10 protein-coding genes, 1 tRNA gene and 1 pseudogene are annotated in these 14,461 nt (G+C 43.9%); 9 read left to right on the top strand and 3 right to left on the bottom strand.

All coding sequences use genetic code 11. The annotated features are described in order from the left end of the window. Both Q0203_RS08685 and Q0203_RS08690 read left to right on the top strand, forming a co-directional pair. Positions 1-346: pseudogene (locus tag Q0203_RS08685) on the top strand (GntP family permease); the annotation flags it as partial. Between the two features lie 339 nt (positions 347-685). Beyond that, positions 686-2,227, top strand: a complete 1,542-nt coding sequence (locus Q0203_RS08690) for a subtype B tannase (protein WP_297931567.1) — start codon at positions 686-688, stop codon at positions 2,225-2,227. A 167-nt stretch (positions 2,228-2,394) separates the two neighbouring features. Here the strand turns inward: Q0203_RS08690 and Q0203_RS08695 are convergent, their stop codons facing one another. The 3 genes from Q0203_RS08695 to Q0203_RS08705 form a co-directional block, all read right to left on the bottom strand. Further along, positions 2,395-3,765 carry a TolC family protein gene (locus Q0203_RS08695; RefSeq protein WP_297931570.1) on the bottom strand — a complete coding sequence of 457 codons (1,371 nt, stop codon included), beginning with the start codon at positions 3,763-3,765 and terminating at the stop codon, positions 2,395-2,397. Positions 3,766-3,853: 88 nt separating this feature from the next. Beyond that, positions 3,854-5,785, bottom strand: coding sequence for a MacB family efflux pump subunit (locus tag Q0203_RS08700; protein ID WP_297931573.1), 1,932 nt, complete (start codon positions 5,783-5,785; stop codon positions 3,854-3,856). A gap of 19 nt (positions 5,786-5,804) precedes the next feature. After that, positions 5,805-6,980 (bottom strand): efflux RND transporter periplasmic adaptor subunit, encoded by a 1,176-nt coding sequence (locus tag Q0203_RS08705; RefSeq protein ID WP_297931575.1) that lies wholly within the window; start codon positions 6,978-6,980, stop codon positions 5,805-5,807. Positions 6,981-7,187: 207 nt separating this feature from the next. On the opposite strand from Q0203_RS08705, the gene Q0203_RS08710 reads away from it, so the two are divergent. The 7 genes from Q0203_RS08710 to infB all read left to right on the top strand — a co-directional run bounded on the left by Q0203_RS08710 (position 7,188) and on the right by infB (position 14,330). Then, positions 7,188-7,460 (top strand): type II toxin-antitoxin system RelB/DinJ family antitoxin, encoded by a 273-nt coding sequence (locus tag Q0203_RS08710; RefSeq protein WP_295972689.1) that lies wholly within the window; start codon positions 7,188-7,190, stop codon positions 7,458-7,460. Continuing rightward, positions 7,461-7,733: a type II toxin-antitoxin system YafQ family toxin gene (locus tag Q0203_RS08715; protein ID WP_297931578.1), complete on the top strand. Its 273-nt coding sequence runs from the start codon at positions 7,461-7,463 to the stop codon at positions 7,731-7,733. It abuts the gene before it with no gap. A gap of 93 nt (positions 7,734-7,826) precedes the next feature. Beyond that, entirely contained in the window at positions 7,827-9,497 is a 1,671-nt protein-coding gene (glnS, locus tag Q0203_RS08720; protein ID WP_297931581.1) for a glutamine--tRNA ligase, read from the top strand. A 118-nt stretch (positions 9,498-9,615) separates the two neighbouring features. Continuing rightward, positions 9,616-9,692 (top strand) — tRNA-Met (locus Q0203_RS08725). A gap of 155 nt (positions 9,693-9,847) precedes the next feature. Then, positions 9,848-10,303, top strand: coding sequence for a ribosome maturation factor RimP (gene rimP / locus Q0203_RS08730; protein ID WP_297931584.1), 456 nt, complete (start codon positions 9,848-9,850; stop codon positions 10,301-10,303). A gap of 22 nt (positions 10,304-10,325) precedes the next feature. Then, positions 10,326-11,822 (top strand): transcription termination factor NusA, encoded by a 1,497-nt coding sequence (gene nusA / locus Q0203_RS08735; RefSeq protein ID WP_021616647.1) that lies wholly within the window; start codon positions 10,326-10,328, stop codon positions 11,820-11,822. A 15-nt stretch (positions 11,823-11,837) separates the two neighbouring features. Further along, the gene (gene infB, locus Q0203_RS08740; protein ID WP_297931587.1) at positions 11,838-14,330 is read left to right on the top strand and encodes a translation initiation factor IF-2; all 2,493 of its coding nucleotides are present in this window, start codon (positions 11,838-11,840) and stop codon (positions 14,328-14,330) included. The last annotated feature ends 131 nt before the right edge of the window (positions 14,331-14,461 follow it).

Raw genomic sequence — 14,461 nt, forward strand, 5'->3', positions numbered from 1 at the left:
GGAAGTTTTAAGTTCCATGGGTATGATATTCCCATTCCTTTTAGCGGCGATATTAAAGAGTGCTCAGGGCTCTTCTACGGTGGCACTTACCACTACGGCAGGTATTGTGGCTCCGCTGCTTCCGGCACTCGGGTTTGCAACACCCATGAGTGCAACTCTTGTTACAATGGCGATAGGTGCAGGTGCCATGACGGTGTCACATGCCAATGACTCATATTTCTGGGTGGTTACAAACTTCGGTGCCATGACTCCTGAAAAGGGCTATAAAACCCAGACGCTTTGTACATTATTCCTCGGTCTTGCAGGAATTATTGAAATTGTTATATTAAGTTTATTCTTACATTAATATATAAATGTAAAGAGCCCCCGGATTTTTTCGGAGGGCTTTTTAATTAATAAGAAAAGTATTGAAATTATATTGATAAGTATGCAATATAATGGTATAATATACTGAATTTAAAACTATAGATAGGTGAATATGAATAAAAAATTCAACAATGTTTTATTTTTTTATTCATACTTTATTCAAAAGGATTCCTTATCGGTGGATTAAGCAGTAATGTTGGTAGCAGAGAGGTTGGTGTTTGTAATATCCCTTACGGCGTAAATAAAGTGATGGTCAAAACAAAAGGATTGCAAGTTTTCTTCTATGACAGAGATTTTTGGATTAATACAGGAGAACTTTATGCAAGCAAAAACATGGTTGGCTTCGTTGGTAGGGTTGGCTGTTTCCGGTATGGCTATGGCGAACCCACCGCAAGGGAATGATCCGTTGGCGGATGTGCCGTATTTCAATAAAACGGACAGTGGCTATGATTTAAAATTCTCACCGAAAACTTACCGCACTTTAGAGGCGAAAGTGAATGGTGAGACGGTGAAATTCCGTGCGTTTGAAAAGATTGTGTATGTGCAAAACCCGGTTGAGCCGGATTATCAGACACTGAACATTTATGTGCCGGAAGCCTATTTTAATAATGGCAAAATCAATGGCTTTAATGCCAAGAGCGCGCCGATTTTCCTGCCTAATGCGGTGGGCGGTTATATGCCGGCAAAAGCGGCTACTTATGATGCAAAAGGCTTCGGCAGTAGTGATAAACCTAACGCAATTTTGACCGCACTTTCCAAGGGCTATGTGGTGGCAAGTGTGGGTGCGCGTGGACGGACGTTGGAGAAAGACGGCAAATATACCGGCAAGGCACCGGCAGCGATTATTGATTTGAAATCGGCGGTGCGTTATTTGCATTTTAACGATGAAGCAATGCCGGGTGATGCCAATAAGATCATTTCTAACGGCACCAGCGCAGGTGGAGCATTGTCCGCTTTGTTAGGCGCAAGCGGTGACAGCATGGATTATGTTGAGTATTTAAAACAAGTCGGCGCGGCAGAGGCGAGTGATGTCATTTTTGCGGTGTCCGCCTATTGCCCGATTACCAATTTGGAACACGCCGACAGCGCTTATGAGTGGGAATTTAACGGCTTGAACGATTATCGCCGAATGGACATGAGCCGTTTGAATGCACAAAGTTTTAATGATCGTTCTCAAGCTGCGGCAAAAGCCACAATTGAGGGTACGTTGACGGCAGCGGAGATTCAGGTATCCGATCAGCTAAAATCGGCATTTCCATCTTATTTAAATAGTCTGAAATTAGAAGATGAGAAAGGTAATGCCTTAACGTTAGATGGGCAAGGTAACGGTTCTTTTAAAGATTATATGAAAAATGTCATTGTGCGCGCGGCAGATAAAGCCCGTAAAAGTGGCGTGACCTTTGAAGATAAACCTTGGGTGAAACTGAACAAGGAAGGCGTCAGCGACATTGATTGGGAGGGCTATATTCACTCGGAAAAACGCATGAAATCACCACCTGCCTTTGATGCGCTGAATTTGAGTTCCGATGAAAATAACTTATTCGGTACGGAAAGCGTGAATAATCAGCATTTTACAGACTATTCCATGCAACATAGTACCGAGAAAGGGAAAATGGCAGATAAGCACGTCATTCAGTTAATGAACGCGATGAATTATGTGGATCATGGCAAAACCGCATATTGGCGCATTCGTGTAGGTACTTCTGATCGTGATACCTCGCACGCCATCAGTGCGATACTTGCGATAAAACTGCGTATGGCAGGCAAACAGGTGGATTATGAAACTCCGTGGGGCGTCCCGCATTCGGGGGATTATGATTTGGACGAGCTGTTCCAATGGATGGATAGTATCAGCAAATAATTGGTCATAGCCATAAAAGTGCGGTTAGTTTTGATGACGTTTTATCTGAAAAACAGTCTGAAAACCGACCGCACTTTTCTCTCAAACAAAAACGGCGCTTTGTTATGAAGCGCCGTTTTTTATGTTTATACCCACCACAAAGTGCGGTGGATTTTTATGATATTTTATTAGCGGGAGTAATAGCCTGCCATGGAGCTATAAACAGCATTTTCTGCCTGAATTACATTGAATTTGGCTTGCAAAATGGAAAGCTGGGAGGCTTTTTCTGTATTGGCCGCCGTCAACCATTCGCGCAATTCAGACACGCCTGCGTTATAGCGGTTGCGGTAATATTGCGTGATGCGTTGGTTGTAATTGTACGTTTGTTGCACGTTGGCAAACTGGCTTTGCGCTTGAGTGAATGCGTAGTAGTTGGTATCCACGTCATTTAACGCCGTGGTGATGCTTTTTTCATAGTTTAAACGAGCTGTTTCGTAATCTGCTTCAGAGATTTTCACGTTCCATTTAACCGTGTTCCAATTTAAGAACGGCAGCGTAATGCCAACGTTGCCGGCACCAATAGAGGAGGATGTGGTTGTCCCAGTTTGATTGGTAGCATTACGGCTTAAGCTGCCGCCCAAGGTGATTTCCGGGAACCAGCTTTTTTCCGTGGCTTTGGCATTTTTGAATGCGCTGCTTAAACGGGCTTGATAGCCTTTGACATCAGGACGATTGGCGATTACGGAAACCGGCACGTTTAAATTCACGCCCACAGTTTTCACGCTCAAAATATGCGGGAAGTTGATGTTTAATGCGTCATCCGGTTTTAAGTTCAGTAAATTGCGTAAGGCTTGTTCGGCGGTTTTGCGGTTGGTTTGCAACGTAATTAAATTATTACGCGCCGTTAATACCGCTTGTTGTGCTTGATCTACGCTAGCACTGTCTGCGACACCTTGCGCTAAGCGATTTTTCATGATGTTGCTGATGTCGGTGTAGTACTTAATGCTTTCTTGCGTGGTGCTAATGGCATCGTTTAAATAGGCAATTTGGTAGTAGGTTGTCACCACCGAGTTGATTAAAGAAAGACGGGTAGATTCCATGTCTTCAATGGTGGCTTTATGCGACCACTCCGCCGCATCGGCAGTGTCTGCTAAACGACGCCACAAATCCAAGGTGTAAGACACATTTAATGCGCCGGTGTGTGTGATCGCGGAATTGCCACCACGATTAATGTCTTTTTGAACAGTGGATTTCGCCGCACCACTAAAGGCGGGAATCAAGTTTGCCCCGGCAAGGTTGGCGCTATACAGCGCACGGTTGACGGAAACGGCCGCTTTGGCTAGATCTTTGTTATTTGCTAAAGCTTGTTCGACTACGCGGTTTAATTGCGCATCGTTATAAAGCGCCCACCAGTTGTCTTTAATGTTATATTGCTTGGTGATCTCTTCATATTGTTTGTAATTATCGAGGCTGGCTTGATAAGAATCGCCAATATTGGCACAGCCGGCGAGCGTTGTCGCCATCACTATGGCAAGGGCTAATTTTTTCATTTTTAACATTTTTTATCCTTCTTTAAGGTTCAAGGGGGGCTATTTTATGCTTCAAAAGTGCGGTCGATTTTAACCGCATTTTTAGGTTTTACAAAATCTATTCACGGGCTAATGCCGTAATCGGATCTAACTGTGCAGCACGTTTTGCCGGCGTGTAGCCGAACACTACACCGATTAAGCTCGAAAAAGCGATGGCGGCAATAATCGAACCGCCGGAAAATGCCATGGTGAAATCGGTCATAAAGGTGTTAAACAGCAAGCCAATGGCGCCTGAGAATAGAATCCCGGTGACACCACCAATTAAACAAATCAACACGGCTTCAATTAAAAATTGTTGCAAGATGTTGGATTGTCTTGCGCCAATTGCCATGCGCACACCGATTTCTTTCGTACGTTCGGTCACTGACACCAACATAATATTCATCACGCCAATCCCGCCGACGATCAAGGAAATAAAGGCGATAGAGGAGATAAGCAATTTCATCGTGCCGGTGGTGCTTTCGATGGTTTGTTTAATGGTGTCGCTGTTCATGATGAAAAAGTCTTTTTTGCCGTGGCGTAGCGTCAGCAATTCCGTAATGCCTTTTTCTGCTGCCGTTGTGTTCACATCTTCCGCAACTTTGACCGTAATCGAGCCGATTTTTTTACTGCCTGAAATGCGGTTCATGACGGTGGTGTAGGGCGCATAAAGATTCAAGGAACTGCTGGCGCCGCCCATTTGACGGTCGGTCACGACACCGATAATACGCAACGGACGTTTATTAAACATGACCACTTTGCCAAGGGGATTTTCATTGGGGAAAATGGCTTTTTTGGCACTTTCATCAATTAACGCCACTTGCGCGTTTTCTGCGACATCCTGCGCTGAGAGTAGGCGACCTTGTTTTAATTTTAAACCTTCCACATCAAAAGATTCTTCGCTTACGCCTTTTAAGGACGTCGTCGAAAACGCTTTATTCGCATAAATCAAGGTGCCGCTCGACGCGCTATTCGGCGTAACGCTTTGCACATAGGTTTGTTGGCGTAGCGCGTTAGCATCATTAACCGTGAGATTCTGCATTTGTTCCGCACGGCGATCACCAAAGCCGGTGCCGTTAAAAATGGTGATGGTGTTTGTACCAATGCCGCGAATATTTTCTAAAATTTTTTGTTGCGAACCATTGCCTAACGCCACCACGGACACCACGGAGGTAATCCCAATAATGATGCCAAGCATGGTGAGTAGGGAACGCATTTTATGTGCCACAATGGCACTGACGGACATCCGAAAGGCTTCCATCAGCTGATCTTTGCTGAAGCCAAAACGCCCTTTAAAAACATCTGAATTTTTGACCGCACTTTTCACCGGCTGGGTTTGCGTGTCACTGATAATTTCACCGTCTTTGATTTCAATCATCCGATTGGCGCTGGCGGCGATGTGTTTGTCGTGGGTAACCATAATAATGGTATGACCTTCTTGGTGCAGTTGGCGCAAAATTTCCAACACGTTTTCACCGCTTTGCGAATCCAATGCGCCGGTGGGTTCATCGGCTAAAATGATTTCACCGCCGTTCATCAAAGCGCGAGCAATACTCACGCGTTGCTGTTGTCCGCCGGAGAGTTGATTAGGCTTATTCTGCCATTTATCGCTTAAGCCCAGTTTTTCCAATAATTGTTTGGCGCGTTCCAAACGTTGGTTGTGGGGCATGCCCGCATAAATTGCCGGTAATGCCACGTTTTCTGCGGCGGTGAGGCTGCTCAATAAATTGTAACGTTGGAAAATAAAACCGAATTTTTGGCTGCGTAAATCGGAGAGCTGATCGGCGGTTAATTCGATGGTTTCTTTATCGTCGATTTTGTACGAACCGCTGGTCGCCGTATCGAGGCAACCAATAATGTTCATCAACGTGGATTTGCCCGAACCCGATTGCCCGATAATGGCAACGAAATCGCCTTTTTCGATATTTAACGAAATGTCTTTCAGAATATGAACACGATTTTCGCCGGCACCAAAGTAGCGGTTGATGTTTTTCATTTCAATAATATTCATTGGAAATTTCCACCGTACTTTAGAAAATTCGTGGTCCGCGCATATTGCCGACGGCTTCGCCGGCAGCCACTTGTGACACAATGACTTTTTCGCCTTCAGCAACGCCGGATTTAATTTCTGTTTGGTAATCGTTTTGTACGCCGATTTCTACTTCACGTTGTTCCGGTTGGTTATTGCTGTTTAATACCTTCACAAAGGTTTTACCGTTTTGCGTTTGAATTGCCATATTCGGCACGGAAAGCACATTTTGCGCGTTGGCAATTTTGATGTTGTTTTCTGTGGTCATGCCGATGCGCAAAATCTGGTTGGGATTTTCTACGATGATGTTGGCGTAGTAATAAACTGCACTGTTACTGGTGCTTGACGTTGAATTTGTGGTGCTGGACGTAGAGCTATTGCTAATCGTCGTTGTCGCCGGATCAACGGATTCAATTTTGGCGTGATAAAGGGTTTTGCTGTCGGACAAAATACTAAAGGTTACATCTTGTCCGGCTTTTACTTTCGTAATATCGCCTTCGGAAATTTCCGGTTTAATACGCATTTTGCTTAAATCCGCCACTTTGACGATGGTCGGCGTGGTTTGATTGGAGTTTACCGTTTGGCCTTCAGAAACCGGCGTAGCAATCACTGTGCCGTCAATCGGTGAGGTGATTTTGGTGTAGCCCACATTGGTTTCCGCCGTATTCACTTCAATTTCTGCTTGTTTAATGTTTTCCTGCACCACATTCATTTCCGCTTTGGCGTTATCTAAGGTCGCTTTTGCGCTGTTTAAGCTGTCCAAGGAGGTGCCTTTTTGCGCATACAATTTGGTTAAACGATGGTAATTAGAAAGCGCTACATCATAAGCGGTTTTACGTGCGACAAACTGGGCTTGGTAGCTTGCAAGCGCCGCTTTTCGGGTGTTTAGCGTGTTGATTTGCGTGGTGGAATCAATTTCTGCAATCAAATCGCCTTTTTTCACTTGCTGACCTAAAGCCACATAGAGTTTGGTGACTTTACCGGAAACCTGCGCGCCCACATCAACGGTGTTGATACTTTCAATTGAGCCGGTCGCCACCACATTTTTTTCAATGTCGCCACGTTGCACGGTTTCCGTTAAATAAGTGGTTTTAGGCGTGGAATCGCCCATAAAAAAATAACCGCCGGTGATCACCGCGGCAGCCAGTGCGGCCATTATCCAATGTTTTTTCGTCATATTTTCTCAAGGGTTAAAAGAAACAGTGAAAATAGAATACAGGAGAAAGATTAAGGAAATCTTAATTATTAATGAATGAACGTTCATTTAGTGGCGCATTTTAGTGATTCTTCTTCGGATATTCAAGTGAGAATCAAAAACGGAACTTGAATATTTACGTATTGTCATTAAAATGTAAGACAATTGTATTACATTAAGGAGACTAAAATGACTTCATATACTTTTCGATTAGATCCTGAATTAAAAGAGCAGGCCTTTTCCGTTTTCAGAAGCTACGGATTAAACCCGGCTCAGGCACTAAAAATGATTTTACAACAAGTGGTTTCGACAAAAACGATTCCGGTTCAGTTAGATTATCAACCGAATGAAACAACGATCCGTGCTATGGAAGATGCATTAAGTGGAAAAGTGGAAAGCGTAGAAGCTGAGAACGTAGAGGAGCTGATTAAAAAAATGCAACGTGTCGCAAACGAGGCATAAATGAAAATTAGCTTTACTAAAGAGTATAAACGCGATCTCAAACGATTAGCCAATCAACCCGAAATATTACTTTCTGCCGAAATGATTGATGTTATGCATCATTTGCTAAACGGCAAGAATCTTCCCAAAAAACACAAGGATCATGCATTGTCCGGAAATTGGAAAGGGTTTCGAGATTGCCATATTAAAAATGATTTAGTGTTGATTTACCACGTAAATAATGAAGGACTCACTTTGGTTAGACTCAACACCCATTCCGAAGTTTTTCGCTAATCGCTTTCAATAACAAACCGCCTTCTTCGCTTTTTATGTCATAGCGTGTAGAATAGTGCGGTTATTTTTTTATGCGTTTTAATTGAGAAAATTATGAGTACAGAAACTATCTTAGAAACGACGGAAAATGCCCGTCCGCACAATTTTATTACCCAAATTATTGATGAAGATTTAGCGTCCGGTAAACACCAACGCGTTCACACCCGTTTCCCGCCTGAGCCGAACGGCTATTTGCACATCGGTCATGCCAAATCTATCTGCTTAAACTTCGGTTTAGCAAAAGAATATAACGGTCTATGTAACCTCCGTTTTGACGACACCAATCCGGTGAAAGAAGATGTGGAATATGTGGACTCCATCAAAGCCGATGTGGAATGGTTAGGTTTCAAATGGGAAGGTGAGCCGCGTTATGCTTCCGATTATTTTGATGCACTTTATGGTTATGCCATTGAATTGATCAAAAAAGGATTGGCGTATGTGGACGAACTCTCACCGGAAGAAATGCGCGAATATCGCGGCACGTTAACTGAGCCGGGGAAAAACAGCCCGTATCGTGATCGTAGCGTAGAAGAAAACCTCGCGTTATTTGAGCGAATGAAAAACGGCGAATTTGCAGAAGGCACACTGAGTTTGCGTGCGAAAATCGACATGGCGTCGCCGTTTATGGTGATGCGCGATCCAGTACTTTATCGCATTAAATTTGCCAGCCATCACCAAACGGGCGACAAATGGTGCATTTATCCGATGTATGATTTCACCCATTGTATTTCTGATGCCCTTGAGCGTATTACGCACTCCTTATGTACCCTTGAGTTCCAAGATAACCGTCGTTTATATGATTGGGTGTTGGAAAACATTAGCATTGAGCGCCCATTGCCACACCAATATGAATTCTCCCGTTTAAATTTAGAAGGCACGCTCACTTCTAAACGTAAATTGCTGAAATTAGTCAATGAAGGCATTGTAGATGGCTGGAACGATCCGCGTATGCCGACCATTTCAGGTTTACGTCGTCGCGGTTATACACCTGCCTCAATTCGTGAATTCTGCCGACGTATCGGTGTCACCAAACAAGATAACGTGGTGGAATACAGCGCATTGGAAGCCTGTATTCGTGATGACTTAAACCAAAATGCACCGCGCGCCATGGCGGTGATTGATCCGGTGAAAGTGGTGATTGAAAATTTTGAAGGCGAAGAAATGTTAACTGCGCCGAATCACCCGAATCGTCCGGAATTAGGCGAACGCCAATTGCCATTCACCAAAGAAATTTACATCGATCGTGCAGATTTCCGTGAAGAGGCAAACAAACAATATAAACGCTTAGTGTTAGGCAAAGAAGTGCGTTTGCGTAATGCTTATGTGATTAAAGCAGAACGTGTGGAAAAAGATGTCAACGGTGAAATCACCACCATTTTCTGTACCTACGATCCGGAAACCTTAGGTAAAAATCCGGCAGATGGTCGCAAAGTGAAAGGCGTGATCCACTGGGTTTCCGCCACACACAACCACCCGGCAGAATTCCGTTTATACGAACGCCTTTTCACCGTGCCAAACCCGGGCGCGGAAGAAAACATCGAAAGCGTGCTAAATCCAACGTCCTTAGTGGTAAAACACGGTTTTGTCGAACAAAGCCTTGGCAATGCGGAAGCGGAAAAAGGCTACCAATTTGAACGTGAAGGCTATTTCTGTGCCGACAGCAAAGACAGCCACCCGGAACATTTGGTGTTTAACTTAACGGTGAGTTTGAAAGAAGGTTTTTAACCTCATTACCCATTAAAAGTGCGGTGGATTTTTTAGGTGTTTTTTCCCATAGACTTTTGTGTGAATTAAATCTTGCTATTTGGTGAGTAAGTGGCTATAATGCGCCCTATATTTCGGACGCGGGGTGGAGCAGCTTGGTAGCTCGTCGGGCTCATAACCCGAAGGTCGTTGGTTCAAATCCGGCCCCCGCAACCAATCACAAGTTCAGTAAAAAGAACCCCAATTTTGGGGTTTTTTTATACGATAAATTTGTTGTTTAACTATCAACGCATGATATGTAATTGGTTGATAATTATTGAAAAACTGGGCTGTAAGCCCTTTTTTTATGTCTGTCGTTTGAGGAGGCTGTTTTGGCAACTTTAGAACAAAAATTACAAGAATTATTACAAGGTTCGGTTGAAGGTCTTGGTTGTGAGCTTTGGGGCATTGAATGTCAACGTGTCGGTCGCTATTTAACTGTGCGTTTATTTATTGATAAAGAAGGCGGCGTCACCGTAGAAGATTGTGCTGATGTCAGTCGTCAAGTGAGCGCTGTGTTGGATGTGGAAGATCCGATTGCCGATAAATATAACCTAGAAGTGTCTTCACCGGGTTTAGATCGTCCATTATTTACCTTGGCGCAATATGCCCATTATATCGGTCAGGACATTGTCGTGAATTTGCGCATTCCGGTAGCGGATCGTCGTAAATGGCAAGGCGAATTAGCAAAAATTGAAAATGACATGATTACGCTGATTGTGGATAAACAAGAGCAAGTTTTAGTGTTTGGTAACATTCAAAAAGCCAACGTTGTTGCGAAATTTTAAATTTAAAGAAGGATAAAAAAGCATGAGTAAAGAAATTTTATTAGCGGCCGAAGCGGTGTCCAATGAAAAATTATTGCCACGTGAAAAAATCTTTGAAGCCTTAGAAAGTGCGATTGCGCTTTCTACTAAGAAAAAATATGAATACGAAGTCGATGTGCGTGTTGCGATTAATCCAAAAACCGGAGAGTTTGATACCTTCCGTCGTTGGGTTGTCGTGGAAAATGTGATGAACCCAACCAAGGAAATTACATTAGAAGCGGCGCGTTTGGAAAATCCGGATATTCAATTAGGCGACTATGTGGAAGATCAAATTGAATCCATCGCCTTTGATCGTATTGCCATGCAAACTGCGCGTCAGGTTATTAGCACCAAAATTCGTGAAGCGGAACGCAGCAAAATTGTCGATCAATTCCGTGCAAAAGAGGGGCAAATTGTCACTGCAACAGTGAAGAAAAGTAACCGAGACAGCGTTATTTTAGATGTAAATGGTGAAGATGGTAATAAAGCCGAAGCCGTGATGTTGCGTGAAGATATGTTGCCACGTGAAAACTTCCGTCCGGGTGACCGTGTGCGTGGTGTGCTATATAAAGTGAGTCCGGAAAGCAAAGGCGCACAATTATTTGTAACACGCGCGAAGCCGGAAATGTTAGTGGAATTATTCCGTTTGGAAGTGCCTGAAATTGGCGAAGAATTAATTGAAATTAGAAGTGCCGCCCGTGATCCGGGTTCTCGTGCCAAAATTGCAGTAAAAAGCAACGACAAACGGATTGATCCGGTCGGTGCCTGTGTCGGTATGCGTGGTTCGCGCGTGCAGGCGATTACCAATGAATTAGGCGGTGAGCGTGTGGATATCGTCCTTTGGGATGACAATCCGGCACAATTTGTAATTAATGCAATGGCGCCGGCAGATGTAAGTTCTATCGTGGTTGATGAAGACAAGCACGCGATGGATATTGCGGTAGAAGATGCCAACTTGGCGCAAGCGATTGGACGTAACGGTCAAAACGTACGCTTGGCAACGCAATTAACCGGTTGGACATTAAATGTGATGACCACCGAAGAATTAAGCGAAAAACATCAGGCGGAAGATAATAAAGTCTTAAATTTATTTATTGACGCATTAGAAATTGATGAAGAATTTGCTCAATTACTCATTGATGAAGGTTTCTCAACATTGGAGGAATTGGCTTATGTACCGGTTCGTGAGTTAACGGCAATTGACGGTTTGGAAGACGAAGATTTAGTCGAAGAGTTACAAACTCGTGCGAAAAATGCGATCACCGCAAAAGCGTTGGCAGAAGAAGAAGCCTTAAAACAAGCGAAAATTGAAGATCGTTTATTAAACCTTGACGGCATGAATCGTCATATCGCATTTAAATTGGCGGAAAAACACATTACGACATTGGAAGAATTAGCCGAGCAGGGCGTTGATGATTTAACCGATATTGAAGAACTCAGTGCCGAACAAGCGGCAGATTTAATTATGGCAGCCCGAAATATTTGTTGGTTCACTGAGTAATAAGGGAGTGAAAAGATGACTGAAGAATTAAAAACGAATGCACCCAAGAAATTAAGTTTAAAGCCACGTACAAAAACTACGGTGAGCACAACCAGTGCCTCCGGTAAAAGCAAGGAAGTTCAGGTTGAAGTGCGTAAGAAACGTACGGTTCCAACCGAAGCTGCATTGAAAGCAGAAGAGGCAGCAAAATTAAAAGCACAGCAGGAAGCTGAACAAAAGGCGGCGGAAGAGAAAGCTGCAAAAGAGAAAGCGGCTAAAGAAAAAGCAGCGAAGGAAAAAGAAGCTGCAGAGAAAGCGAAACAAGCACAAAGTGCGGTTAATAATCCGCCTAAATCAGCTGATCCGGAAAAAGAAAAACGTAAAGCCGAAGAGGCAGAATTACGTCGTAAAGCGGAAGAGGTTGCTCGTCAAAAAGTGGAAGAACAGGCGCGTAAAGCGGCTGAGGAAGCGAAACGTTATGCTGAAGCTGATACGTCAAGCAATGAAAGCACCTCAGAAGATTATACCGATTACAATTTAAGCTCTCGTTATGCTTTAGAAGCAGAAGATGAAGAAGAACGTCGTAATGAAAATCGTGGTCGTGGTAAAAATAAAGTCGCTAAAGCGAAAAAAGGCGGACGTGATGATGAAAGCAATAAAAACGAGCGCGAGTCTAACCGCCGCAATCTAAAAGACGGTAAATTCGGCAAAGGTAAAAATGGTAAGAAAGGTGCTGCATTACAACAAGCCTTTACAAAACCTGCCCAGGCGGTGAAAACAGATGTTGTCATTGGTGAAACCATTACCGTTGCAGAATTAGCAAATAAGATGGCGACCAAAGCGACTGAAATCATCAAAGCAATGATGAAAATGGGCGAAATGGTGACTATTAACCAAGTGCTTGACCAAGAAACGGCGCAATTAGTGGCAGAAGAATTAGGTCACAAAGTCATTCTTCGTAACGAAAATGAGCTTGAAGAAGAAGTATTAGGCGATCGTGATGTTAATGCTGAAAAAGTGACGCGTGCGCCAGTGGTCACTATTATGGGACACGTTGACCACGGTAAAACATCTTTGCTTGACTATATTCGTAAAGCCAAAGTTGCTGCGGGCGAAGCTGGTGGGATTACCCAACATATCGGTGCTTATCATGTCGAAACCGATGATGGCAAAATGATTACTTTCTTAGATACACCGGGGCACGCAGCGTTTACCTCTATGCGTGCACGTGGTGCGAAAGCGACAGACATCGTGGTGCTCGTGGTTGCCGCGGATGACGGCGTGATGCCACAAACCATTGAAGCGATCCAACACGCGAAAGCAGCCGGTGCGCCTTTAGTGGTTGCGGTGAATAAAATTGATAAACCGGAAGCCAACCCGGATCGCGTAGAACAAGAATTGCTTCAACACGAAGTGATTTCTGAAAAATTCGGTGGTGATGTGCAATTCGTACCGGTTTCTGCGAAGAAAGGCATGGGTATCGATGATTTATTAGATGCCATCCTACTTCAATCAGAAGTACTTGAATTAACCGCGGTGAAAGATGGCATGGCAAGTGGTGTTGTGATCGAATCTTACCTTGATAAAGGTCGCGGTCCGGTGGCAACCATTCTTGTTCAATCTGGTACGTTACATAAAGGCGATATCGTACTTTGTGGTTTTGAGTATGGCCGTGTACGTGCAATGCGTGATGAAAACGGCAAAGAAATTGACGAAGCCGGTCCGGCGATTCCAGTGGAAGTGCTTGGTCTTTCCGGTGTACCTGCTGCGGGTGATGAAGCGACCGTAGTGCGTGATGAGAAAAAAGCACGCGAAGTTGCCTTATACCGTCAAGGCAAATTCCGTGAAGTAAAACTTGCTCGTCAGCAAAAAGCCAAATTGGAAAATATGTTCAGCAATATGGCAGAAGGCGATGTGGCAGAACTCAATGTCATTGTGAAAGCTGACGTACAAGGTTCTGTGGAAGCTATCGTTCAATCCTTAATGGAGCTTTCAACGGATGAAGTAAAAGTGAAAGTGGTCGGTTCCGGCGTGGGTGGTATTACTGAAACAGATGCGACTTTAGCGGCAGCGTCTAATGCGATCATTGTCGGCTTTAACGTGCGTGCAGACGGCTCAGCTCGCCGTATTATCGAAAATGAAAATATTGATTTACGTTATTATTCCATCATTTATGAATTGCTTAACGAAATCAAGGCGGCTATGAGCGGTATGCTTCAACCTGAATTCAAACAAGAAATTATTGGTATGGCTGAAGTGCGTGATGTATTCCGCCATCCGAAGTTTGGTGCGATCGCCGGTTGTATGGTAACCGAAGGGATTGTGAAACGTAACAACCCAATTCGTGTCTTGCGCGACAACGTGGTGATCTTTGAAGGTGAATTAGAATCCCTTCGCCGTTTCAAAGATGACGTATCTGAAGTGCGTAATGGTATGGAATGTGGTATCGGCGTGAAGAATTACAATGACGTAAAAGTCGGCGACCAGATTGAAGTATTCGAAGTGGTTGAGGTTAAACGCTCGATTTAATTTCCAAAGAAAATGCGATCAAATGTGATCGCATTTTTTTTAGAAAAACGATTTAATTTATTCCCATTATTCGTGCAACAAGTTGCACGCTACGGAGACGATCAAAATACGCCTTAAAGCCACCGCAGTTG

The sequence above is a fragment of the uncultured Aggregatibacter sp. genome, from assembly GCF_938046485.1.
GTDB lineage: Bacteria > Pseudomonadota > Gammaproteobacteria > Enterobacterales > Pasteurellaceae > Aggregatibacter.

Bases quoted from the DNA above. Each gene is read 5' to 3' on its own strand.
- Q0203_RS08710 (WP_295972689.1), top strand. From the start codon at position 7,188: ATGACTTCATATACTTTTCGATTAGATCCTGAATTAAAAGAGCAGGCC.
- nusA (WP_021616647.1), top strand. From the start codon at position 10,326: ATGAGTAAAGAAATTTTATTAGCGGCCGAAGCGGTGTCCAATGAAAAA.
- infB (WP_297931587.1), top strand. From the start codon at position 11,838: ATGACTGAAGAATTAAAAACGAATGCACCCAAGAAATTAAGTTTAAAG.
- glnS (WP_297931581.1), top strand. From the start codon at position 7,827: ATGAGTACAGAAACTATCTTAGAAACGACGGAAAATGCCCGTCCGCAC.
- Q0203_RS08690 (WP_297931567.1), top strand. From the start codon at position 686: ATGCAAGCAAAAACATGGTTGGCTTCGTTGGTAGGGTTGGCTGTTTCC.
- Q0203_RS08705 (WP_297931575.1), bottom strand. From the start codon at position 6,980: ATGACGAAAAAACATTGGATAATGGCCGCACTGGCTGCCGCGGTGATC.
- Q0203_RS08695 (WP_297931570.1), bottom strand. From the start codon at position 3,765: ATGTTAAAAATGAAAAAATTAGCCCTTGCCATAGTGATGGCGACAACG.
- Q0203_RS08700 (WP_297931573.1), bottom strand. From the start codon at position 5,785: ATGAATATTATTGAAATGAAAAACATCAACCGCTACTTTGGTGCCGGC.
- Q0203_RS08715 (WP_297931578.1), top strand. From the start codon at position 7,461: ATGAAAATTAGCTTTACTAAAGAGTATAAACGCGATCTCAAACGATTA.